23 protein-coding genes are annotated in these 22,795 nt (G+C 71.8%); 10 read left to right on the top strand and 13 right to left on the bottom strand.

Annotated elements, in window-relative coordinates:
• Positions 1 to 90 precede the first annotated feature (90 nt).
• Positions 91 to 1,974: an O-aminophenol oxidase PhsA gene (phsA, locus tag ACLF5H_RS00570; protein WP_421674078.1), complete on the bottom strand. Its 1,884-nt coding sequence runs from the start codon at positions 1,972 to 1,974 to the stop codon at positions 91 to 93.
• A gap of 119 nt (positions 1,975 to 2,093) precedes the next feature.
• Positions 2,094 to 4,256, bottom strand: a complete 2,163-nt coding sequence (gene cyc2 / locus ACLF5H_RS00565) for a germacradienol/geosmin synthase Cyc2 (RefSeq protein ID WP_421674077.1) — start codon at positions 4,254 to 4,256, stop codon at positions 2,094 to 2,096.
• Positions 4,257 to 4,389: 133 nt separating this feature from the next.
• On the opposite strand from cyc2, the gene ACLF5H_RS00560 reads away from it, so the two are divergent.
• Together ACLF5H_RS00560 and ACLF5H_RS00555 are read left to right on the top strand one after the other, a co-directional pair.
• Entirely contained in the window at positions 4,390 to 5,172 is a 783-nt protein-coding gene (locus ACLF5H_RS00560) for an alpha/beta fold hydrolase (RefSeq protein ID WP_421674076.1), read from the top strand.
• On the top strand, positions 5,169 to 6,431 hold the full coding sequence (locus tag ACLF5H_RS00555) for a cytochrome P450 (RefSeq protein ID WP_421674075.1): 1,263 nt from the start codon (positions 5,169 to 5,171) through the stop codon (positions 6,429 to 6,431). Before ACLF5H_RS00560 ends, ACLF5H_RS00555 begins: the two co-directional genes overlap by 4 nt.
• Here ACLF5H_RS00555 and ACLF5H_RS00550 read toward each other — a convergent pair.
• From ACLF5H_RS00550 to ACLF5H_RS00540, 3 genes are all read right to left on the bottom strand, one after another.
• Positions 6,424 to 7,599 carry a damage-control phosphatase ARMT1 family protein gene (locus tag ACLF5H_RS00550; protein ID WP_421674074.1) on the bottom strand — a complete coding sequence of 392 codons (1,176 nt, stop codon included), beginning with the start codon at positions 7,597 to 7,599 and terminating at the stop codon, positions 6,424 to 6,426. The genes ACLF5H_RS00555 and ACLF5H_RS00550 overlap by 8 nt on opposite strands.
• 22 nt (positions 7,600 to 7,621) lie before the next feature.
• On the bottom strand, positions 7,622 to 8,266 hold the full coding sequence (locus tag ACLF5H_RS00545) for a ScbR family autoregulator-binding transcription factor (protein ID WP_421674073.1): 645 nt from the start codon (positions 8,264 to 8,266) through the stop codon (positions 7,622 to 7,624).
• Positions 8,267 to 8,575: 309 nt separating this feature from the next.
• Positions 8,576 to 9,226, bottom strand: a complete 651-nt coding sequence (locus ACLF5H_RS00540) for a Tat pathway signal sequence domain protein (protein WP_421674072.1) — start codon at positions 9,224 to 9,226, stop codon at positions 8,576 to 8,578.
• A 673-nt stretch (positions 9,227 to 9,899) separates the two neighbouring features.
• Between ACLF5H_RS00540 and ACLF5H_RS00535 the strand changes: the two genes are divergently transcribed.
• From ACLF5H_RS00535 to ACLF5H_RS00525, 3 genes are all read left to right on the top strand, one after another.
• Positions 9,900 to 10,595, top strand: coding sequence for a DUF6230 family protein (locus ACLF5H_RS00535; protein WP_421674216.1), 696 nt, complete (start codon positions 9,900 to 9,902; stop codon positions 10,593 to 10,595).
• A gap of 5 nt (positions 10,596 to 10,600) precedes the next feature.
• Positions 10,601 to 11,041, top strand: coding sequence for a DUF6114 domain-containing protein (locus ACLF5H_RS00530; RefSeq protein ID WP_421674071.1), 441 nt, complete (start codon positions 10,601 to 10,603; stop codon positions 11,039 to 11,041).
• A 98-nt stretch (positions 11,042 to 11,139) separates the two neighbouring features.
• Complete coding sequence (locus tag ACLF5H_RS00525; RefSeq protein ID WP_085567128.1) at positions 11,140 to 11,595, top strand: tellurite resistance TerB family protein; 456 nt, start codon at positions 11,140 to 11,142, stop codon at positions 11,593 to 11,595.
• A 124-nt stretch (positions 11,596 to 11,719) separates the two neighbouring features.
• Here ACLF5H_RS00525 and ACLF5H_RS00520 read toward each other — a convergent pair whose 3' ends face one another.
• The 8 genes from ACLF5H_RS00520 to ACLF5H_RS00485 form a co-directional block, all read right to left on the bottom strand.
• Positions 11,720 to 12,640, bottom strand: a complete 921-nt coding sequence (locus ACLF5H_RS00520) for an ABC transporter substrate-binding protein (protein ID WP_421674070.1) — start codon at positions 12,638 to 12,640, stop codon at positions 11,720 to 11,722.
• Positions 12,641 to 12,741: 101 nt separating this feature from the next.
• Positions 12,742 to 13,410, bottom strand: a complete 669-nt coding sequence (locus ACLF5H_RS00515) for an ABC transporter permease (protein ID WP_421674069.1) — start codon at positions 13,408 to 13,410, stop codon at positions 12,742 to 12,744.
• Complete coding sequence (locus ACLF5H_RS00510) at positions 13,407 to 14,060, bottom strand: ABC transporter permease (RefSeq protein ID WP_421674068.1); 654 nt, start codon at positions 14,058 to 14,060, stop codon at positions 13,407 to 13,409. Before ACLF5H_RS00510 ends, ACLF5H_RS00515 begins: the two co-directional genes overlap by 4 nt.
• Positions 14,057 to 15,166, bottom strand: a complete 1,110-nt coding sequence (locus ACLF5H_RS00505) for an ABC transporter ATP-binding protein (RefSeq protein WP_421674067.1) — start codon at positions 15,164 to 15,166, stop codon at positions 14,057 to 14,059. The genes ACLF5H_RS00510 and ACLF5H_RS00505 overlap by 4 nt, the downstream gene beginning before the upstream one ends.
• Before the next feature lie 132 nt (positions 15,167 to 15,298).
• Positions 15,299 to 15,706: a peptide-methionine (R)-S-oxide reductase MsrB gene (gene msrB / locus ACLF5H_RS00500; protein ID WP_421674066.1), complete on the bottom strand. Its 408-nt coding sequence runs from the start codon at positions 15,704 to 15,706 to the stop codon at positions 15,299 to 15,301.
• Positions 15,707 to 15,719: 13 nt separating this feature from the next.
• Positions 15,720 to 17,111 carry a UDP-N-acetylmuramate--L-alanine ligase gene (murC, locus tag ACLF5H_RS00495; protein WP_421674065.1) on the bottom strand — a complete coding sequence of 464 codons (1,392 nt, stop codon included), beginning with the start codon at positions 17,109 to 17,111 and terminating at the stop codon, positions 15,720 to 15,722.
• Between the two features lie 76 nt (positions 17,112 to 17,187).
• Complete coding sequence (locus ACLF5H_RS00490) at positions 17,188 to 17,661, bottom strand: indole-3-glycerol phosphate synthase (RefSeq protein ID WP_421674064.1); 474 nt, start codon at positions 17,659 to 17,661, stop codon at positions 17,188 to 17,190.
• A 130-nt stretch (positions 17,662 to 17,791) separates the two neighbouring features.
• Complete coding sequence (locus ACLF5H_RS00485) at positions 17,792 to 18,586, bottom strand: pyrimidine reductase family protein (RefSeq protein WP_421674063.1); 795 nt, start codon at positions 18,584 to 18,586, stop codon at positions 17,792 to 17,794.
• Between the two features lie 37 nt (positions 18,587 to 18,623).
• Here ACLF5H_RS00485 and zapE point away from each other — a divergent pair, with 37 nt between their 5' ends.
• The 5 genes from zapE to ACLF5H_RS00460 all read left to right on the top strand — a co-directional run bounded on the left by zapE (position 18,624) and on the right by ACLF5H_RS00460 (position 22,789).
• Complete coding sequence (gene zapE / locus ACLF5H_RS00480; RefSeq protein WP_421674062.1) at positions 18,624 to 19,727, top strand: cell division protein ZapE; 1,104 nt, start codon at positions 18,624 to 18,626, stop codon at positions 19,725 to 19,727.
• A 146-nt stretch (positions 19,728 to 19,873) separates the two neighbouring features.
• Positions 19,874 to 20,452 (top strand): carbonic anhydrase, encoded by a 579-nt coding sequence (locus ACLF5H_RS00475; protein WP_421674061.1) that lies wholly within the window; start codon positions 19,874 to 19,876, stop codon positions 20,450 to 20,452.
• A 92-nt stretch (positions 20,453 to 20,544) separates the two neighbouring features.
• Positions 20,545 to 21,492: a slipin family protein gene (locus tag ACLF5H_RS00470; protein ID WP_421674060.1), complete on the top strand. Its 948-nt coding sequence runs from the start codon at positions 20,545 to 20,547 to the stop codon at positions 21,490 to 21,492.
• Positions 21,493 to 21,580: 88 nt separating this feature from the next.
• Positions 21,581 to 21,862 (top strand): hypothetical protein, encoded by a 282-nt coding sequence (locus ACLF5H_RS00465; RefSeq protein WP_421674059.1) that lies wholly within the window; start codon positions 21,581 to 21,583, stop codon positions 21,860 to 21,862.
• 84 nt (positions 21,863 to 21,946) lie between these two features.
• Positions 21,947 to 22,789, top strand: a complete 843-nt coding sequence (locus tag ACLF5H_RS00460; RefSeq protein ID WP_421674058.1) for a PPK2 family polyphosphate kinase — start codon at positions 21,947 to 21,949, stop codon at positions 22,787 to 22,789.
• The last annotated feature ends 6 nt before the right edge of the window (positions 22,790 to 22,795 follow it).

Raw genomic sequence — 22,795 nt, 5'->3', positions numbered from 1 at the left:
AACGAGTGAGACTGTCCGGAGGCCGGCGGCGGGTAGTCACTACGGACGCCCCGCGCACCGGCCCCGGCTCAGGAGCGGCTCAGGGCCGGCTCAGCCCAGGTGCCCTCCGTGGCCGCCGTCGTGCATCGCCCCGTGGTCGAACTTCATCGCCTCGGCCGGCATCACGACGAACGGGCGCATCATGCCCATGTCCTCGTGCTCCAGCAGATGGCAGTGGTACATGAACCTGCCGTACGCCCCGTCGAAGCGCCCCATGACCCGCAGCAACTGGCCGCCGGGCACCCGGAAGACGTCCTTGTGGCCCTGCTCGTTGGGTGCGAGCGGGATCGCGGTGCCCGCGTCGTAGCGGATCGGGGCGCGGGTGCCGCCGATCGCCGGGTCGAAGCCGGAGACGTCGTAGGCGTCCCGGCCCAGCAGCTGGAAGTCGGCCAGGTGGATGTGCATGGGGTGCACGATGGGCGCGAGGTTGAGGAAGCTCCACTGCTCGTAGCTGCCCTCGCCGATGGTGAATCCGAGCCCGTCGTTGAAGGTCCGCGCGATGCGCCGGTACGTCTTGGTGGTGCCGTCGGAGCCGGTGAGCCGGATGACCCCGTCGGCCGGGAGCGCCGGTCCGTCGGTGCCGGTGACCTCGGTCATCTCCCAGATCTCCGGGTGGCCGCCCGCGCCCTTGGTGGCGGGCGGGGTGAGCACGACCAGCCGGTGGCCGTGCGGCAGGTCGTGGGTGAGGCGGCGGAAGGAGCCGGACAGGACCTCGGGCAGCTCGAAGGTGTCGCGCTCGGCGGCCTCGCGGACCCGGAACTCCATGACGGCCGGACAGCGCACGTCACCGGCCGCGTCGGGCACGCCCGCGGGCTGGTTGGGGCCCTTGTTGACCAGCCGCAGGGTGCGGCCGGCCAGCCGCCGGAAGTCCACCAGCAGATCGAAGCGCTCGGCGGGCGCCGCGGTCAGGGTGGGCAGTTCCGCACCGAAGTCCACCGGCACGGGCCGCGGCAGCAGCCCTCCGTCGCTGCCGATCTGGTGCACGATGCCGGGCACCGGGTCGCCGTCCTCGTCGATCAGCACCAGGTCGAAGATGCGCGCGTTCGAGGCGTTGACCAGGCGGAAGCGGTACCAGGCCGAGTCCACCTCGGCGTACGGCCAGATGCGGCCGTTGACCGTGGTGTAGGGCCCGGTGAACGGGATGGTCACCGGCTTGCCGGTCTCCGGGTCGCTCTGCTGTACGACGACCGTCTTGTGCAGCAGCCGTCCGTTGAGCCGTCCGTCCTCGTCGGTGTCGAGGTTGCGGTCGGCGAGCAGCAGCGGGATCTCCCGCTCCCCGGACGGCAGATGGAGGGCGTCCTCCTCGTCGTCGCGGACGAGGTAGGTGCCGTAGAGCCCGGACATCACGTTCCAGCGGGTGATGTTCATGGCGTGGTCGTGGTACCACCACTGCGTCGCCTGATGGTCGTTCGGGTACTCCGACAGCTGGGCGTCGCCGGAGCCGACGGCGTTGTCCGCCCAGCCGTCGTTGCCGCCGCCGGTCTGAGCGCCGTGCAGATGGGTCACCGTCCAGGCGGGCAGGGCGGCGACGTCCTTGTCGGGTTCGGCGCCGCCGCGGCCGGGTTCGGTGGTGGCGGGCGCGGTGCCGGGCGCGCGGACCGGCACCGCCACCGAGGTCACCGGGTACTCGGCGTCCCTGGGGACGCGGTTGGTCCAGGCGATGCGGATCCGGCGGCCGCGCCGCACCTCGATGGTCGGGCCGGGGACATGGCCGTCGTAGCCCCACATCAGGGTGGGCGGCAGCTGCGGGTGCAGCCGCACCCAGGTCGGGCGCAGGGCGATCTCGGTCTCCCGCCGGACGTCGGCCCCGGCCGGCCGCAGCACCGGCGGCACGGTCAACGGCGCGACATACGGCCGCAGTTCGCCCGGCGCCCGCTTCTTCTCGCCCGTGGCGCCGGTGATCCCCTCGACGGCCTTCTCGATGATCTCGGTCAAGCTCGAACACCCCCCGTGTTCTCGCGTGGTGTCGTTCCCCTTGACTGTGAAGACCGCGAAGAGTCCACCGAAGTTCCCTGAATGCCCTACTCCGTACGAGTAGATTCCGAAACGGCCGGTCAGCCCGGAGTGAGCAGCGGGCGCACGGGCGGGCGGTCGGGCAGGAAGCCGTGGGCGCGCCGGGACAGCCACGCGTCCTTGTAACGGTCCACGCCCCGGTGCCAGTTGAGGATGCCCGCGAGCCAGTTCCGCAGGTCGTCGACGTAGCCGTCCACCGCCGCCCGGGCCTGCGGGGACAGCCCGAAGTCGTCGTACAGCACGGGCAGTTCATGGGCGACCACATGCTCGAACTGCCGCATCCGCTGGGTGGTCAGGTCGTGGACGACGCCGAGCGCGGTCGGGTAGTCGACGCCGAAGAAGTTCTGCACCACCAGGACGGCGTTGTGGATCTCACCCTCGTACTCGATCTCCTTCTGGTACGAGAAGATGTCGTTGAGCAGGCAGGCATAGTCGATGGCGGCGTTCTCCAGGGAGCGCACCGGGCCGCTGCGGTAGACCTCCGGCGGGACCGCGGGGCCCCGGCCCATCCGGCACAGGCTCAGGGTGAGGTCGGAGCCGAAGGTGGCGCGGCGCATCTCCAGGTAGTCGACCGGGTCGGGCACGCGGTTCTGGAGCTGGTTGGACAGCTCCCACACCCAGCTCTCGGTCATGGTGTCCACGGCCCGCTTGAGGGTGCGCCGCTGCGCGGTGCTCATCGGGGCGGTGGTCCGGGCCCACAGGTCGCTCAGGGAGCGTTCCAGGGCGTTGCCGGGCACCAGCGGGGGCTCGCCGTCCACGGGCATGCAGGCCGACAGCCGGGCGGTGGCCAGGCGGGCCCCGGCCAGGTCGCCGCGGCGGCCGTGGACCAGCGGGTAGTAGTCGTCGCCGTAGGTGCCGAAGGCGAGCCACTGGGCGCTGAGGTCGAGGGCCTCGGGGGTGGCGTCGGGGTCGAGGCCCGCGGAGCACAGGGCGAGGTCGCAGGCGCGCAGTCTGTCCTCGTCCCAGACGCCCTCCTGGAGGATGCCCACCTGGTCGCACCAGGCGCGCAGATTGCGGCGGGCGGCCTCCAGGTGCGGGCTGAGCTCCAGGGCGAACGGCATGTGGAACTCGGGCAGGATCGAGGGGCCGACCTTCTGATGGGGCACATGCGCGTAGGCGCGCAGCCGCTCGTGCGCGGCGGAGGCGAGCAGGGCGCCGACGCGCGCGGCGGAGGTGCCGGGGCCGCTGGGCAGCAGCCAGGGCGCGTCGTTGCGCGCGCCCTGGTTCATGTAGCGGCTGGAGCGCAGGTGCCATTCGTGGCCGCCGCTCTGCCAGTCCTGGAGTCCCTTGGCGTAGGCGGCGATCGCGGCCGTCTCGGGCGGGGTGAGGCCGTGTTCCAGGGCGACCGCGGGCACCTCGGTGAGCGCGGTGTGCTCGAACTGGTGCAGGCGTGAGGTGAGGATGTCGTTGACGGTGTCGGCGGCCTGCTGGGTGGTGCAGCCGAAGAAGGTCTCCAGGACGAGCACGCCGTTGCTGTTCTCGCCCTCGTCCTCGACCTCGCGCTGGTAGGAGAACAGGTCGTTGCGCAGATGCACGGCGTCGGCGAAGGTCTCCATGAGCACCCGCAGCGGCCTGGTACCGGCGACGGATGCGGGCACCTCGGCGGTCGCGTACTCCACGAGCCCGGCGGACCAGGGCGCGCCGCCCACCTTGCGGCGCATCTCGATGTACTCGACGGGGTTGGCGATCCGCCCCTCGTTGATGTTGGACAGCTCCCACATCGACTCGTTGAGCAGATGCTCGGTGGCCACCGAGAAGCGGCGGCGCCAGTCCACCGACATCGCGGGCACCGTACGCGCCCACAGGTCCTTCAGACCCGCCTCGACGGGGTTCTCCGGCTCGGGTACGGGGGTCGCGGGATCGATGGGCATGAACAGCGGGAGGCGGTCGAGGTGGGCCTTGCCCGCGGCGCGGTCCTGGGTCCGCTTGAACATGTCCAGGAAGTGGTCGTCGAAGAAGAACACCCATACGTACCAGTCGGTGATCAGCGAGAGGGCGGCGCCGTCGCAGTCGGGGTGGGTGTAGGCACACAGCAGCCCGTAGTCGTGCGCGTCCAGGTCGGCCCGGTCCCAGATCCCGGAGCCCTCCAGCATGCCCATCTCGCGCGCCCACCCGGCGGAGTGGGCGCGGGCCTCGTCGAGGTGCGGATTGAGCCGCGCGGGAAACGGCATGTAGAAGTGCGGGAGTTCGAACGGCTGCGTCATGGCCGGGCCCTACCCGGGGCCCCGAACACCCATCCCACGCGCGGGACATGATCACACCATCGCGTGAACCGCCCCCGAGGTGTGCCCCGTCCGCGCCCTTGCCGTGCTCGGGCACCCGGGCCACGGTGGGCGCATGAACTCCTTCGTGCTGCCCCATGAGGTGCACGGCGACGGCGCCCACCGGGTGTTCGCCGTGCACGGCTGGTTCGCCGACCGCTCCGCCTACGCGGCCGTCCTCCCGGACCTGGACCGCACCTCCTTCACCTATGTGCCGGTCGATCTGCGCGGCTACGGGGAGGCCGCGGCCGCGCCGGGGCCGTATACGACGGCGCAGGCGGCCGTGGACCTGGTGGCGCTGGCCGACCGGCTCGGCTGGGCCAGGTTCTCGGTGGTCGGGCACTCCATGGGCGGCGCGGTGGCCCAGCGGCTGCTCGCGCTCGCCCCCGAGCGGCTGCGCCGGATCGTCGGGGTCTCCCCGGTGCCCGCCGCGGGGATGCCGCTATCGGGCGAGCAGGGCGCGCTGTTCATGGACGCGGCGCACAAGGCGGGCAACCGGCGCGCGATCATCGACTTCACCACCGGTGGCCGCCGCCCGGCCGCCTGGCTGGACCGGATGGTCTGGAACTCGTTCCAGCGCAGCGACGCGAAGGCGTTCCGGGCCTGGCTGGACTCCTGGGCGGGCGAGGACTTCCACGCCGAGGTGACCGGCAGCGAGGTGCCCGCGCTGGCCGTGGCGGGCGAGCTGGACCCGGCCCTGTCGCCCGGCCTGATGCGGGAGACCTGGCTGTCCTGGTACCGGCACGGCGATCTCGTCGCCCTGCCCGGGGCCGGGCACTACGCGATGGACGAGACACCGCTGGAGCTGATCCGGGTGGTGGAGGACTTCCTGCGCGCGGACGGGAGCGACGAGGCGTGAGCACCAGGACCGCCGGTCCGGTGCCGGACGTCTTCGACCCGCGCCGGTACGCCTCCGGGGTGCCGTACGACGCCTACCGCGTGCTGCGCGAGGAGCACCCGGTGGCCTGGCAGGAGGAGCCCGAGGTGCTGGGCTGGCCCGCCGGGCCCGGGTTCTGGGCGGTGACCCGGCACGCGGACGTCGTCCGGGTCCTGAAGGACTCGGCCGTGTACTCCTCGCACCTCGGCGCGACCCAGATCCGGGACCCCGACCCGGAGGACCTGCCGTTCGTCCGGCGCATGATGCTCAATCAGGATCCGCCCCAGCACGGCAGGTTGCGGCGGCTGGTGAGCCGGGCGTTCACCCCGGGGCGGATCGAGCGGTTCGCGGACCTCGCCCGGGAGCGGGCGCGGACCCTGCTCGCGGCGGCCCGGGAGCGGGCCGCGCACGGGGGCGGCACGGTCGATCTGGTGGCGGCCGTCACCGATGAGTACGCCCTGCTCAACCTCACGGATCTGCTGGGCGTCCCGGAGAGCGACCGCGGGCTGCTGCTGGACTGGACGCGGCGGGTGATCGGCTACCAGGACCCGGACGAGGCCGCCGCCCCGGTCCTCGACGGCTCGGGCAGGCCGCTGAACCCGCGCTCCCCGGCGCTGCTGCGGGACATGTTCGGCTACGCGCACGAACTGGCCGCGCACAAGCGCCGGCACCCCGCCGACGACATCATGACGACCCTCGCCACCGACCCCGAACTCACCGGGCCCGAGCTGGAGATGTTCTTCTTCCTGCTCACGGTCGCGGGCAACGACACCGTCCGCAGCGCGGCCCCGGGCGGTCTGCTGGCCCTGGCCGAACACCCTCGGTCGTATGCGCTGCTGCGCACCGGAAAGGCCGGACTCGCCCCTACTGTGGATGAGTTGCTGCGCTGGCACCCGCCCGTGCTGACCTTCCGGCGCACCGCCGTCCAGGCCACCGAGCTGGCGGGCCGGCGCATCCCGGCGGGCGACAAGGTCGTGGTCTTCCACGCCTCCGCCAACCGCGACGAGCGGGCCTTCGCCGACCCCGGGCGGCTGGACCTCGCCCGCTCCCCCAACCCGCACGTCTCCTTCGGGGACGGCCCGCACGTCTGCCTGGGCGCCCACTTCGCCCGGCTGCAACTGCGGCTGCTCTACGCGGAGGTGGCGCGCGCCCTGCCCGGGCTGCGCCCCGCGGGCCCGGCCGAGCGGCTGGTGTCGAACTTCATCAACGGGATCAAGTCGCTTCCCGTGCGGATCAGTTGACCTGGATCAGCGCATGTGTGCCGTCCGTGCGCCAGCGCTGCCCCTCCGCCGCCACCAGCCGCTCCTCGGTGGCGGCGGTCAGCCCGGTGATCACCTCGGACTTCAGGGTGCGCAGCGCGGCCACCGGGCCCGGGAAGTAGCCGGTCGCGTCGGCGAAGGGGGTGGTCGGCGGCCATCGCCGGTCCCCCACCAGGCGGCGGTAGTTGAGGTCGCCCTTGACGACGGTGAGGGTGGCGGCGGCGAACTCGGCGCGCAGGTCCCGGGGCATCCGCTCGTACGGCAGCGGGGCGCAGAAGAAGGGGTGGGCGCGGACCGTGAGCCGCCCGTCGGCCATGGCGGAGCGGAGCAGCCGCCCCAGCTCACCGGCCGCGCCCGGCGCCGTCCGCAGCCGTTCCAGGCCGTCGAGCACATCGGCCATGATCGCGTCCGAGACGTAGTAGGGGTACGGCTTCACCTGGAGCACCGCCCGCGCGATCCGGCCCCCGGCGAGCAGATGGGCGATCAGCAGCAGGTCGGGGACGAGTTCACGTCCCGCGTTGTCCGCGACGAGGACCAGGTCGGCGGCGCCGCCGGGCGGCAGCAGCGACCACAGCCGCTCGCTGTCGTCGGCCACCAGCGCGGGCGCCGGGTCCCGGGCCTCGGCACCCTCGGCGGACAGCCGGAAACCCAGGTCGGCGCGGTTGCCCCAGAGCGAGCCGTGCAGCAGGGCGCGGCCCCGCTCGGGCTCGGAAAGTTCCCGCAGGTCATCGAGGGCGGCGAGCTCCCGGTCGGTCTCCGGGGCGTCCAGTTCGGCGCGCTTGACGGGCCGGAAGGGGTCGATGCCCCGCCAGGGTCCGGGCGCGAAGTAGCCGACGGCTTCGAGGAGTCGGCGGTAGAAGTAGCTCTCGGACCACAGCCACGGCACGTCGAACCAGGACCGCCCGGCGTACTCGGCCAGGTCCCACTCATGCCACGCCGCGCGGTCCGGGGCGTCGGCGGGCAGGGGTGGCACGGTCCCCTCGGCGCAGCTCTCCAGCAGTTCGTCCAGCGCCCGGTGCTGCCCGGGGCCGTACGGGAGGGCGTCCCGCACCTGGCGGATGATCGCCGGGTGCCGCTCGGCCAGCACGCCGTGCGGGAACGAGCCGGGCTCATTGCCGAGAATCACGGATGCGAACGGGGTTCGGGGCATGTCCGTCACCGTACCGCGCGTCTCACGCGGTCCTGATCTCCCGCTCCAGCTGCGTGGCGAGGGTGACGTAGCGGGGGCGGCGGTGCACCGGGACCAGGCCGCGGATCATCAGGTGCCACATCTCGGCGACCCGGCGCGGCAGGCGTCCCACGGGTTCGAAGCGGCCGGCGACGCGGGTGCCGAAGAAGAAGCAGACGAGCGAGTGGGAGGCGGCGGAGACGTCCAGGTCGCCGTGCACATCGGCCTCGCGTACGGCCCCGGTGAACTTGCGGGCGGCGAACTCCAGCCATTCGGTGTAGGGGTGGCGCAGCGGCGGCCGTACGGTGACGTCGGCGGTGGCGAGGCGCAGTCCGGCGCGCGGCACCGGGTCGTCCACGGCGAGCCGGGCGATCCCGAAGGTGGTGCGCATCAGGCCCTCGAGGGAGGAGTAGCCGCGGCCGTCGAGGTCGGCCACCAGGCGGCGGGCCGCGCGGTTCTCCAGCTCCAGGATCGCGTGCGCCAGATCCTCCTTGGCGGCGAAGTGGAAGTAGAGGGCGCCCTTGGTGACCTTCGCGTGTGCGACGATGTCGCTCAGACTGGTGGACTCGTAGCCGTGTTGGTCGAACAGATCGGCGGCGGCCGTGATGATCGTGGCCCGGGTCTGTTCGGCGCGTAACTGCCTCGCCATGCTGGGACCCCTCCTCGCGAGACGAACGAACGGGACATGCGGTTTGTTTTTAACCCCTTGCATACGATAACTCACCGAATGACAACGGGAGTCCCCATGATCGCCACGATACGAGGCGGACGGCCGGCTCCTCAACGGCGTCTCACCGGCGGGCCGGAAAAGACCAACTGCCTTACGGGTCAAGGCAGTACGGCCCTTTCGGCGGGATGGCACACAGCAGGGCGGCGCCGCCGCGATGCCTGAGTGCACCGCGTCGGCGCCGCCTGGGCGCTGCGTTCAGGACGGCCCGAAACGACCGCCCGGGGGACGTCAGTTGACGTAGACCGATGCCCCGCCGTCGGTCACCGGTGCGTACTTGGCGCTGAAGTACGCGGTGGAGAAGCAGAGCGAGGACCCGGAGGTCTTGCTGAACTGCTGGTTGGTGAAGGTGATGCTGTTGTCGGCGTTGGCCGTCTTCCCGGCCAGGCTCGGGCCCTGGTAGACACAGGTGACACTGCCCAGCAGGGTGCTCAGCTTGACCGTGGACTGGATGACGGAGCCGCTCGGGGGCGTGACGGTGAGGGTGCCGCTGGAGGACGCCGCCGCCGTGTAGGGCAGGTTGTCGATGGTCACGCTAGTGACGCCGAGGACACCGGTGACATTGCTGGTGCAGCCGCTGAAGGTCTGCCCGGTGAGGGACTCGGTGGCGGTGCCCGGCGCGGTCGGGTTGGCGGTGACCTTGGCGGTGAACTGGGAGGTGCCGCACTTCACGCCGCTGGTGCCGGTCGAGCTGGAGTAGAAGGTGGCCGAGGTGCCGCCGGCCAGGGGCGCGGTGAGGGTGTCGCCGACCGCGACGGCGGTGCCGCCGGCGCTGCCCGTGGTGAGGACCGTGCCGGCCGCGGAGGCCGGACCGGCCGACACGAGGGCGAGCGCGGTGGCGGTGGCGGTGCCGGCGAGAGCGATGAGGGTACGCGTACGCATGCGGATGCCTCTCTGATGGGGTGGGGAAACGCGGACGTGGGGGGTGGGGGCGGTTGCACGGCGGTGCGGATTCGCCGCCGGCGCGGGTCCGTCACGCCTTCTCCTTACGCGACGGACCGGCGACGGCGGCGGGCCGGACACCGGCCGGTACCCGGGGGGAATCGGCCGGGCCGGACGAACAGGGGGGTGCCGGTACGGACCCGTGGGGGAGCTGTCCGTGCCGTACTCGCGCGAAGTGCGGGAAGATCACCGTTCGCGACGATCGCCGCGCAGTGGAGCGGGTGCCGCGTAAGGGCCGGGAACGCGGCCGGTGCCCGCAGGGGGCACGGCCGCTGCCGCTCGGGGGATCCGGCGCCACGGATCCGTGGAATCTGAAGAATTTGTAACCCCGTCAACCATCGGCGTCAACCCGTCTGACCGTTCAACGCATCTGTACACAGGGGAAGTTGAGGGTTCTCAGGGCCCGCACGCACCGTCGACACCCTTTTTTCACATCTCCCTTGACCCCAAAATGTAACCGGCGGTAACTTCCTCGAAAGGCTACCGCCGCGTAACGAGAAAGCCCTTGCACCCGCCGGGAGTGCGAGGAGGCGTCCGCGGCGGCCGCTGTCCGCGCCAGGACATCGCGCCACTGAAGCCCAACCCGCATTGATCCATGCCCACGGGAGCAGACATGGCCTCGTCCCCGGACCTCTCGTCCACCGGCAACACCCCCGAGAACCCGGAAAGCGGTTCACCGTCCGAAGCACCGAGCGGCACCCCGGCCCCCGCGGCCGGGAGACGGGGCCGCGTCCGGGCCCGTCGCGCCGCGGTGATGGCGGTGCCCGCCACCCTCGTCGCCGCCGGCCTCGCGGTCCTCACCGCGCAGGGCGCGCTCGGTGTGCAGTTCGCCATCTCCGGCATGCCGTTCACGGTCACCGCGAGTCAGCTGGACGGCACCGGGTTCGAACAGTTCGGCGGCCTGGACAACATGGCCGACGGCAGCCCCAACGCCGGTGACACCGGCGGCCAGGAACTCATCGTCACCTCGGCGATCAAGAAGGCCACCCTGACCAAGCTGTGCCAGAGCGTCGACCTCGGCGGCACCAACCTGCTGATCACCGCGGGCAGCGGCGCGACCAAGGTCAGCGCGTCCGATCTGACCACCGACTCCACCGAGATGTCGGGTGACGCCTCGTTCAACCACATCGAGATCGGCAACGACGCAAGCACGCTGACCGAGGCCAACGCGAAGGGCCCGATCGGCGTCTTCAGCCAGCAGGCCGACAGCGTGCACATCGACAACCTGCGGCAGACCAACTACGCGACCACGGCAGGGGTGTTCAAGCTGCCGGGTCTCAAGCTGCGCTTCAGCGACTCGGGTTGCTGAGCGCCGTGGAGGAGAGTCCCCGACCGGTTCCCCGGCGCTCCTTCCGGGCCTGGCGGGCCCGTCGGCCGTTCTGGGGCGGGCTGCTGCTCGCCCTGGGCGGCGGCGAGGTCCTGCTGACCGAGAAGGCGTCGCTGAAGGTCGTGATGCACATCGGCATGCAGGGGCTCGCCGGCTATCTGCTGCCGGTCCTGATGGCGCTGCTGGGCCTGCTGGTCCTCTTCAACCCCGCCCAGCGGCTCTTCTACTCCATCCTCGGGGTGCTGGCGTCGCTGGGCACCTGGGTCACGTCCAACCTGGGCGGCTTCTTCATCGGCCTGCTGCTCGGGGTCGTCGGCAGCTGCCTCGCCTTCGGCTGGCTGCCGGACCAGGAGCCCCGGGTGAGCCGCCGCAGGCGCCGCCGCCAGGCACGCGCCCTCGCCGAGGAGGCCGGGACGAGCGCGGTGTGACGTCCCGGAACTTTCCGGCCCCACCGTCAGTTTCTACGGTGTTGTAGAAGTTGCCGGTGGGTGCCGCGGGGCACCTGCCGTTGATATGAGGAGCGAGCATGGCCCTGTGGGACCGCGTCAAGGAATCCGCGTCGCAGATGCAGAACCAGCTGGTGGCGAAGAAGAACGACCTGAAGAGCGGCGCTTTCCGGGACGCGAGCATGGCGATGTGCGCCCTCGTGGCCGCCGCGGACGGCACCGTCGACCCCTCCGAGCGCCAGCGCGTGGCCCAGCTCATCGCCACCAATGAGGTGCTCCAGAACTTCCCGGCGGACGACCTGCGCCGCCGCTTCGAGGACAATCTGAACAAGCTCACCACCGACTTCGCCTTCGGCAAGGTGAGCGTCCTCCAGGAGATCGCCAAGGCCAAGAAGAAGCCCGCCGAGGCCCGTGCCGTCATCCAGATCGGCATCGTCATCGGCGGCGCCGACGGCGACTTCGACAAGACCGAGCAGTCCGTCGTCCGCGAGGCCTGCTTCACCCTGGAGCTGCCGCCGCACGAGTTCGACCTCTGACGGACCGGACACAAGGGCGGGGGGGGGGGGGGTTTTATTATTTTTTTCTCCCCCCCCCCCTCCCCCCCCCTCCCCCCCCCCCCCCCCCCCCCCCCCCCCCCCCGCCCTTCGTGTCGCGGGTGCCTCAGTCGAGCCCCGCCGACTTCAGCCACGCCTTCGCCACGTCCAGCGGGTCCTTGTGCTGGAGCTGGACCTGGGTGTCCATGTTCAGCAGGGCCGCGGTGTCGAGCTTGGCGGAGACCGCGTTCAGGGCGGCGACGCCCTTCTTCGGCAGCGCGGTCCTGGAGACGACGGGCTGGATGTTCTGGAAGCCGAAGAGGTTCCGCGGGTCCTTGAGGACGACGAACTTCTCCTTGGCGATGGTGGGATCGGTGCTGAAGATGTCGGCGACCTGGACGTCGTTCTTCTTCAGCGCGGTCTGGGTGAGCGTGCCGCCCGCGTCCAGGGCCTTGAAGGACTTGAAGTCCAGGCCGTAGACGGACTTCAGGCCCACCAGGCCCTGCTGCCGGGTCTGGAACTCCGGCGAGCCCCCGATCACCAGGTCCTTGGCGACCGCCTTGAGGTCGGCGGCGCTGGAGTCCGCGGTGAGGTGGTACTTCCGGGCCGTCTCGGCGTTGACCGCGAGGGAGTCCTTGTCCTGCGCCGCCGAGGGGTCCAGCAGGGTCAGCTTGGCGGCGAGCTTGGCCTTGATGGCCGCCGTGGTCTCCTCGGCGCTCTTCGGCGTCGCCTTGGGGTCGAGGTAGGCCAGCAGCGCCCCGTTGTACTCGGGCAGTACGGCGACGGAGCCGTTCTTCAGCAGACCGTAGGTGGTCTCGCGGCTGCCGATGTTCGGCTTGTACGTGACGTCGATCCCCTTGGCCTTGAGCGCCTCGCCGTAGATGTCGGCGAGCAGATTGCTCTCGGGGAAGTTGTTGGAGCCGACGACCACGCCGCCGGACTTGGCGGAGCAGCCCGCGAGCAGGGCCGTCGCCATCGCGAGCGCGACCGCCGCCGCCGCGCCCCGGTTCCTCCGTATGGACCTGCTGATCTGGCTTGTTGAAGTCACTACCTGATCCAATCCACGGGCTCGACGCCGAGTCAACGGCGGGCCCGGCTCTTGTAACGCATTTTTGATGAAGGGGAAAGAAGGGGAACGCGGCGGGCCGGTCAGGCACTTCTGCGTACGCCGCGCGACACCGTGACCCGGGCGGCCGCCCAGAACAGCAGGAGGGTCACCAGGGCGAGCCCGGCGACCAGGGCGGCGCCGCCCACGACCTTCTCGTAGTCGCGCTGGTAGAGGCCGTCGATGATGTAGCGGCCGAGCCCGCCGAGCCCGACGTACGCCGCGATGGTCGCGGTGGAGATGATCTGCACGGCCGCCGTGCGCAGCCCGGACAGGATCAGCGGCAGCGCGACCGGCACCTCGACCCGGAACAGCACCCGCGCCTCGGACATCCCCATGCCCCGGGCGGCGTCCACCGGGGACGGGTCGACGGTGCGCACCGCCTCGTAGGTGGTGACCAGGATCGGCGGTACGGCGAGCACCACCAGCGGGATCATCACCGGCAGCAGCCCGAGCCCGATCCACAGGACCATCAGCACCAGCAGTCCGAAGCTGGGCAGCGCCCGCCCCGCGGTGGCGATCAGCGCGAGCGCGTTGCCGCCCCGGCCGTAGTGCCCGGTGACCAGGCCGACGGGCAGCCCGATCACGGCGGCGATCAGCAGCGCCTCCAGCGAGTAGCCGATGTGCTCGGCGAGCCGGGTCGGTATGCCGTCGTAGCCGTGCCAGTGCGCGCCGTCGCCGAAGAAGGCGTGGACGAGGTTCAGTACGTTCACCGGGCGGCGCCCTTCCGCGGCATCCAGGGGGTCAGCAGTCGGCGCACGAGGACCAGCAGGGCATCGGCCAGGACGCCCAACACCGCCGTGGTCAGGACCGAGTTGACGGCCAGAGCGGGCCGGTGGTAGGTGTTCGCGTCGTAGAGCATGTTGCCCAGGGCGCCCTGGTTGCCGATGAGCATGCCGACGCTGACCAGGGACAGGCTGGAGATGACCGCCACCCGCAGGCCGGCGATGATCGCCGGTGCGGCGATGGGGAGTTGGACCTGGAGATAGCGGCGCAGCGGGCCAAAGCCCATCGCCTCGGCGGCGGCCAGTGTCTCCTGGGGCACCGAGCGGACGCCGTCCACGATGCCGGGGACCAGCACCACCAGGCTGTAGACCGCGAGCGGGATCATCACCGTGGCCTCGCTCTGCCCGAAGTAGTCGATGAGGACGACGAAGAAGGCGAGCGAGGGGATGGAGTAGAGCACGGTGGTCAGGCCGAGCACGGGCGGGTAGATCCAGCGGAAGCGTGCGCACAGCTGGGCGATGGGCAGCGCGACGACCAGCCCGGCCAGCACCGGGATCAGCGCCTCGCGCAGATGCAGTCCGACGAGACCGAGGTAGCTGTACTGGAGGTCGCTCGGCAGATCGAAGAAGCCGTTCATCGGGCGGCCTTCGCCTCGGCGCCGGCCCGGCCGTGCGCGGCGCGGATCGCCTCCCCGACGGCCTGCTGCGACACGACGCCCACGGCGCGCCCGTCGCCGTCCACGGCGACCGCCCAGCCGGTCGGCGACAGCACGGCCCCGTCCAGGGCGGTGCGCAGCGAGTCGGTGCCGGGCCGGAACGGCCGCCCGTGGTCCAGGAGCCGGTCCCGGTCGAGGGGCGCGCCGGGCTCGGCCCAGCCGAGCGGCCGGCCGTCGGCGTCGGTGACCAGGAGGTAGGGCGCGTCGGCGGCGGCGAGCCGTTCGGCGTCCGCGTCGAGCGGGACCAGCGGCGCGGTCGCCAGCTCCAGGCTGTCGGACGGGAAGAAGGACAGCCGCCGGATGCCCCGGTCGGCGCCGAGGAAGTCCTCCACGAAGGCGTCGGCGGGCGCGCTGAGCAGCTCGGCCGGCGGCGCGAACTGGGCCAGCCGGCCGCCCTCGCGCAGTACGGCGACCATGGTGCCCAGCTTGATCGCCTCGTCGATGTCATGGGTGACGAAGACGATCGTCTTGCCCAGTTCGTCCTGGATCCGCAGCAGTTCGTCCTGGAGTCCCTTGCGGACCACGGGGTCGACGGCGGAGAACGGCTCGTCCATCAGCAGCACCGGCGGATCCGCGGCGAGCGCGCGGGCCACGCCGACGCGCTGCTGCTGGCCGCCGGAGAGCTGGTACGGATACCGCTTGGCCAGCGAGGTGTCGAGGCCGACCCGCGCCATCAGTTCCGCGGCCCGCTCGCGCGCCTTCGGCTTGCTCCAGCCGAGCAGCCGGGGCACGGTGGCGATGTTGTCGAGGATGGTGCGGTGCTGGAAGAGCCCCGCGTTCTGGATGACGTACCCCATGGAGCGGCGCAGGGAGTTGACCGGCTGCTGCCGGATGTCCGCGCCGTCCAGGAGGATGCGGCCCTCGGTGGGCTCCACCATCCGGTTGATCATCCGCAGGGTCGTCGTCTTGCCGCAGCCGGAGGGCCCGACGAGGACGGTGATCGCGCGGTCCGGTATCTCGAGCGACAGCCGGTCGACCGCGACCGTGCCGTCGTCGTACCGCTTCGTGACTGCATCTATCCGTATCAAAACGCCGGGCACCCTTCGGGTCTGACAGCTCTCCGCCCGCCCGCGGCCACGGCACGGCCGACGACGCACGGGCCGTTGCCCGCGAGAGTCTAAACGGCAACGGCCCACTTCATCCGGCCTGCTCCAGGCGGGTCAGCCCTCCTCGGGCGCCAGCCTCAGCGAGATCGAGTTGATGCAGTACCGCTGGTCGGTGGGGGTCGCATACCCCTCCCCCGCGAAGACATGCCCGAGGTGCGAGCCGCAGCGGGCGCAGCGCACCTCGGTGCGGACCATCCCGTGGGAGCGGTCCTCGATCAGCTCCACGGCGTCGGTGTCCTTCGGGTCGAAGAAGGACGGCCAGCCGCAGTGCGAGGCGAACTTGGTCTCCGAGGTGAACAGTTCGGCCCCGCAGGCGCGGCAGGAGTAGACGCCCTTGGCGGTGGTGTCCGTGTACTCACCGGTGAACGCGGGCTCGGTACCGGCCTGGCGGAGCACCGCGTACTCGGCCGGGTCCAGCTCCGCGCGCCACTGCTCGTCCGGCTTCTCGATGTCGTACGACATGGGTCTCAGCCCCTTACTGCTGCGACAGGCGGTCCAGGATCAGCGGGCCCAGGTCGGTCACATCACCCGCGCCCATGGTGAGAACGAGATCACCGGGCCCGGCCATTCCCGCGATCACGGCCGGGATCTCCGCCTTGTCGTGCACCGCGGTGACCTGGGCGTTCGCGGCGCGCGCGGCCTCGATGATCAGCTCGCTGGTGATGCCCGGGATCGGGTCCTCGCGGGCCGGGTAGATGTCCAGGACCACCGAGGCGTCGGCGAGCGCCAGGGCCTGGCCCATCTCCTTGCCCAGCTCCTGGGTGCGGGAGAACAGGTGCGGCTGGAAGACGACGAGGATCCGGGCGTCCCCGGCGGCGCCCCGCATGGCCTCCAGGTCCGCGGTCATCTCGGTGGGGTGGTGGGCGTAGGAGTCGATCACCTGCACCCCGGCGGCCTCGCCCTTGAGCTGGAGGCGCCGCTTGACCCCGGTGTAGGCGGCGACGGCGGGCGCCAGCTCGGCGGCCGGGATGCCGAGGGCGGCGCCGGCGGCGAGCGCGGCGACGGCGTTGAGCGCGTAGTGCCGGCCGGGCACGGAGACCGCGAAGGTCAGCTCCTCGCCGTCGATCACCGCGGTGACCAGGCTCTTCAGGCCCTGCGGGACGATGGCGGTGACCCGGACATCGGCATCGGCGGCCTCGCCGTACGTCACCGTCCGCACCGATCCGGCCAGCCGCCGGGTCAGCTCGCGGGCGCCCTCGTGGTCGGCGGAGATCACCAGGGTGCCGCCGGGCACGATCTTCCCGGCGAAGGTCTCGAAGGACTCGTAGATCTCGTCCATCGAGGCGTAGTTGGCGTGGTGGTCCAGCTCGACGTTGAGGACGATGGCGACCTCGGGCGCGTACTTGTGGAAGCTGCGGTCCGATTCGTCCGCCTCGGCGACGAAGATGTCACCGGCGCCGTGCAGCGCGTTGGAGCCGGGCTCGTCCAGGTCGCCGCCGATGGCGTACGAGGGCTTCAGGCCCAGCTCGCCGAGGGAGACGGCCAGCATCGAGGTGGTGGTCGTCTTGCCGTGCGTGCCGGCCACGGCGATCGGGCGCAGCCCGGTCATCAGCGCGGCCAGCGCGTCCGAGCGGTGCACGACCGGGACGCCCAGCTCGGCGGCGCGGGCCAGCTCCGGGTTGTCCTCGCGGATCGCCGAGGAGACGACGACACAGCTGGCGTCGTCGGCGAGGTGCCCGGCGGCGTGCCCGAGGTGCACGGTGACCCCGAGCGCCCGCAGCGCCCGGGCGGTCGCCGAGTCCTTGGCGTCGCTGCCGGCGACCTCGGCCCCGCGCTGGGCGAGGATCTTCGCGATCCCCGACATCCCGGCGCCGCCGATGCCGATGAAGTGCGGTCGGTCCATGGCGGCAGGAAGGCCGGGTGCCATGCGTTTCTCCCCAGAGACGGTACGAGCTGAAGCGGGGCCTAGCCTATGCGCTCGGCCCCCGCCTTCGGTGAAGCCCCTACGCCTTGCTGTGCGAGAACAGCTTCAGCACCGGCACCCCCACCTTGTGCCGGGCCCGCGAGGCCCAGTCCCGGTGGAAGAACTCCTCCACGTAGTGCGGATCGGTGAGCACGATCACCTCGTCGGCGCCCACCTCCGCCACCATCGCCTTGAGCGCGTCCAGCGGATGGTTCTCGACCAGCCGCCCGTCGGCCACGCTGCCGGAGGCCCGCAGGGCGGTGACCGAGACGTCCAGGGCCTGCCGGCCGACGCTGCGCGCGTCCTCCCCCTCCGGGGTCTCGTGCTCGCGCACCGCCTCGTCCAGCTCGCCGAGCGCGATGTCGTCGATGGCCCGCAGCAGGCGGTCCGCCTGGTCGCCGCGCGGCTGGAGAAGCACATGGAAGGCGACCGGCTCGTCGCCGTGCAAGGTGGTGACGAACTCGACGTCCGCGGACGTCATTGCCTTCTCGATCATCAGAACGCTTGTGAACACCAAACGCCTCTTCTCCTCCGTGGGCCGTGGCCGGGCCCCTGCGGAAACCATTTTCCCCCGCGCCTGCACGGGTACTGCGGGTCTAAGTGTGCCCGCCGAAGGCCAAACGGAACGACAGATTCCGCTGATTTCAGGGCCGGCGGTAACGACCGAACAGAAATCCGTCCTCCTCCAGGAGGGACGCGAGTTCGAATCGGCGCGGCACGGTGACCGACGGCCCCCCGGCGATGCGCTGCGCGTCCCCCGCCGTGAGCGTCGGCGAAAGGGTCAGGCACAGCTCGTCCAGCACCTCGGCGGCGATCAGCTGGCCGAGCAGCCGGGGCCCGCCCTCGGTGAGCAGCCGGTGGTGGCCGAGCCCGGCGAGGGCGCGCACGGCGCGTCCGGGGTCGACGCCCATGCCCTCCCCCGCGACGACCACCCGGGCGCCCGCCTTCTCGGCGGCGGCGACCTTCTCGGGCGCGGCCGCGGCGCCGGTCAGGATCAGCGTGGGCACCAGGGGCGCGGCGAACAGCGGGAGCGAGAAGTCCAGGTCCAGGCTCGCGGTGACGACCGCGATCGCCGGTGCGGGGGCCTGCCCGGCCGCCTGCCGCGCCGCGGCGAACTCCGCCCGCGCGCGGGCCGGGCGGTACCCCTCCTGCCGTACCGTTTCTGCGCCGACGACCACGACATCGGCGAGCGCCCGCAGCGTGCCGAAGATCCGCATGTCGGTGGCGCTGGAGATGGGCTGGGAGTGGCCGTCGTGCTGGGCGGCGCCGTCCAGCGAGGAGACCATGTTGCCGCGCAGCCAGGGCCGCTTCGCCGGGTAGGCGTAGGCGGCGGCCAGCTCGGCGAGGCTCCACTCGCGGTCGGCGCCCGCGGCGCCCCTTTCGCCCCCGCCAAAAGCCTGGGCTGGTGTTTCGTCGGTCACAGGGAACAGGCGTCGCATGTCGTGCAGTGTGACACGGCGCTTAGCATGGGTAACCGTGTCGTCCTCCACCACCGCCCCCGGATCCAGCGCCCTGACCGAAGCGGGCCCCCTCTCCCTCTGCGAGCGCGAGCCGCACGTCCCCGCGGACCGGCTGGTCGCCGAGATGGTGCCGCCACCGCGCTTCGACTCGGTCCGCTTCTCGACGTACATACCGGACCCGAACCAGCCCAGCCAGACCGAGGCCGTCACGGTCCTGGAGGGCTTCGCTGCCGGGCTCGGCGGGGCGCACGCCTCCGGCGCGGGCCGGCGCGGCTTCCTCGGCTTCGGCCGGGCGAAGGCGCCCAGGACCCCGGCGGGCCCCCGCGGTGTCTACCTCGACGGCGGTTACGGCGTCGGCAAGACCCATCTGCTCGCCTCCCTGTGGCACGCCACCCCCGCCGAGCCCTCCCGCAAGGCGTTCGGCACCTTCGTGGAGCTGACCAACCTGGTCGGCGCCCTCGGTTTCCAGCAGACCGTGCGGACCCTGTCCGAGCACCGGCTGCTGTGCATCGACGAGTTCGAGCTGGACGACCCGGGCGACACGGTGCTCGTCTCGACGCTGCTCGGCAAGCTGGTCGAGGCCGGGGTCGCGCTCGCCGCCACCTCCAACACGCTGCCCGGCAAGCTGGGCGAGGGCCGGTTCGCGGCCGCCGACTTCCTGCGCGAGATCCAGGGCCTGTCCGCCCACTTCCGCGCCCTGCGCATCGACGGCGAGGACTACCGCCACCGGGGCCTGCCCGAGGCACCCGCGCCGTTCACCGACGAGCAGGTGACCCGGGCCGCGTACGCCACCGAGGGCGCCTCCCTCGACGACTTCCCGCATCTGCTGGAGCACCTGGCCAAGGTGCACCCGAGCCGGTACGGCGCGCTGACCGACGGCCTTTCGGCGGTCTGCCTCACCGATGTGCGGCCGGTGCCGGACCAGTCGACGGCGCTGCGCCTGGTGGTGCTCGCGGACCGGCTCTACGACCGCGAGGTCCCGGTCCTGGCGTCCGGGCTGCCGTTCGACCAGCTGTTCAGCGAGGAGATGCTGAACGGCGGCTACCGCAAGAAGTACTTCCGCGCGATATCCCGTCTCACCGCGCTCGCCCGGGACGCGAAGGGGCTCGTCGGGGCCTGAACGAAGGGGCCCGTCGGGCCCTGAGCAGGGGGTCGATCCCCCCATAGGGTGAATTTCCGCCCGTGGGGGGCTTTGCCACGCTAATGTCTTTCTTGACCTTCCATTGACCAATGGTTGGCCCGGACGAGAGGCATGGATGGCCCCCTATGCAGCCCCTCATCGACAACGCCCGTAGCTTCGGCGACCGCCCCGAGGAGTTCGCCCGGCACGGCGCCGGACAGTCCCCGCAGGTCCTGTTCATCACCTGCTCCGACTCCCGGGTCGTCCCGGCCCTGATCACCGGCGCCCGCCCCGGCCAGCTGTTCGAGCTGCGCACGGCGGGCAACATCGTCCCGCCGCACACCTCCGCCCACCCCACCAGCGAGGCGGCCACCATCGAGTACGCCGTGGAGGTGCTCGGCGTCCGCGACATCGTGGTCTGCGGCCACTCGCACTGCGGCGCCGTCGGCGCGCTGGTGCGGGGCGACGACCTGACGGCCGTACCGGCCGTGCGGGACTGGCTGGCGCATGCCGCGCCGCGCCCGTCCGGCGCGCCGGAGGATCCGGAGGTGGCCGAGGCCGTGCAGTGCCATGTGCTGACCCAGCTGCTGCGGCTGCGCTCGTACCCGTGCGTGGAGCGGGCACTGGCCGAGGGCCGGCTGGGGCTGCACGGCTGGTACTACGAGGTGCACACGGGCGCGGTGCGGGCCCACCGGACGGAGACGGACACCTTTGAATCCCTCTGATGAATCCCTCTGATCCCTTGACGTCAAAAAAGGCATATCGTTGCATCGACGGATGAAATAGGCGCATCAGACCTCTAGGTGAGGAGGTCGTCATGGTCCCGGAGCTGACGGGGGCGATCGTCGCGCTGATCTGCGTCGCCCTGGTGTACATGGGGATGGCGGCCCGCGTGGTCAAGCAGTACGAGCGCGGGGTGCTGTTCCGGCTCGGCCGGGTCGCCGGTGATGTGCGGCCGCCGGGCCTCACGCTGATCATTCCCTTCGTGGACCGGCTGGCGAAGGTCAACCTGCAGATCGTCACGCTGCCGATCCCCGCCCAGGAGGGCATCACCCGCGACAATGTCACCGTGCGGGTGGACGCGGTCGTCTACTTCCGGGTGGTCGACGCGACGAGCGCGCTGGTGAAGGTCGAGGACTACAAGTTCGCCGTCTCGCAGATGGCGCAGACCTCGCTGCGTTCGATCATCGGCAAGAGCGACCTGGACGATCTGCTCTCCAACCGCGAGCAGCTCAACCAGGGTCTGGAGCTGATGATCGACAGCCCGGCCGTGGGCTGGGGCATCCAGGTGGACCGGGTCGAGATCAAGGATGTCTCGCTGCCCGACACGATGAAGCGGTCCATGGCCCGCCAGGCCGAGGCGGACCGGGAGCGCCGGGCGCGGATCATCAACGCCGACGCCGAGCTCCAGGCGTCCAAGAAGCTCGCCGAGGCCGCCCAGCAGATGTCCGGCACCCCGGCCGCGCTCCAGCTGCGCCTGCTCCAGACGGTGATGGCGGTCTCCGCCGAGAAGAACTCCACCCTGGTCCTGCCGATCCCGGTGGAGCTGCTGCACTTCCTGGAGCGCGGCAACCGGCCGGACGCACCGCCCGCCGGGGGCACCGCGCAGCAGGCCCCGGAGCAGCCCCCCAAGGAGATCGCCCCTGAGGAGACCACCCCGAACGGCGACCGGGCACAGACCCCGGACCTGAACGGCGCCCCCGGCCCCGAGATCGGCCACCACCACCTCACGCCGAACCCGGGCGGAGGCCCTCACCCCGAGTAGCGTGCGGACATGCGCACGAGCTTGGCGGGCACGGCGGTCGTCCTGATCGCCGCCACGGGCCGCGGAGGCGGCACCGGCGACGCGACCGGTGCCGCCTCCCCCACCGGCAGGACGGACACGACGACCCCGGCCGCCGCCCGCCGCTTCCCCTGCGAGAGCGGACGTCTCGCCCCCGATCGCCCTCTCCGGGGTGCCCGCGGGCACCCGCTCCCTGGCCGTGACGGTGCGGGGCCTCGACGCGCACACCCGCCGGCTGTCCGCCGGGGCGCACCCGCCGGGCGCCGTCGAGGGCCGCGACGGTTTCGGGAGGACCGGCTACAGCGGCCCCTGCCCGCCGCCCGGCGACCACCCCTCTCCCCCGGCACCCTGACCGGCCGCCACGGACGCTGAGCCGCGCCCGGGCCGGGTGCCGGGGGAGACACCATCGAAGGACGCCGAGCCGGAAGGAACGCCCGTGGCGAAACGAGATCTGCGGCGGCTGCTGCGCCTGGCCCCGGGCGAGACCGTCGACCTGGCCGCACACGACCCGGCGGCCGCACCGGGCGCCCCCGGCGGCAAACAGGCCGCGCTCGCCGACGCCGAGCGCATGGGCGAGGAGCTGGCCGGGCTCCAGGAGCGGCTGTGGGCGGCGGGCACCGCGGGCGACCGGCGCCGGGTGCTGCTGGTGCTCCAGGGGATGGACACCAGCGGCAAGGGCGGCACCGTCAAGCATGTGATCGGCCACCTCAACCCCTCGGGCTGCCGTATCCGGGCGTTCAAGGCGCCCACCGCCGAGGAACTGCGGCACGACTTCCTGTGGCGGGTGCGGCAGGCGCTCCCGGGGCCCGGCGAGATCGGCATCTTCGACCGCTCGCACTACGAGGACGTCCTGGTCGCCCGCGTCCGGCGGCTGGTGCCGGACGCCGAGATCGGCAGCCGCTACGGCCGGATCAACGACTTCGAGCGCGCCCTCGCCGAGGACGGCGTGACCGTGGTGAAGTGCTTCCTCCATCTCTCCTACGAGGAGCAGCGCCGCCGGCTGCTGCGCCGCCTCGACCGCCCGGACAAGCGCTGGAAGTTCGCGCCCTCCGACATCGACGAGCGGGCCCTGTGGCCCGCCTACCAGCAGGCGTACGAGCTGGCCCTCGAACACTGCGCCACCCCGCCCTGGTACGTGATCCCCGCCGACCACAAGTGGTACCGGAACTGGGCCGTCGGCCGCCTCCTGCTCGAACACCTGCGGGAGATGGACCCCAGGTATCCGCGGTCCCCGTTCGATCTGGCCGAGTGCCGGCGGCGGCTGCTGAACGAGACGTGAGCCGCC

The organism is Streptomyces sp. LaBMicrA B280 (genome assembly GCF_049222185.1).
Taxonomy (GTDB): domain Bacteria; phylum Actinomycetota; class Actinomycetes; order Streptomycetales; family Streptomycetaceae; genus Streptomyces; species Streptomyces murinus.
The sequence above is the reverse complement of the archived record's forward strand: the minus strand, read 5'-3'. Positions and strand labels throughout refer to the sequence as shown.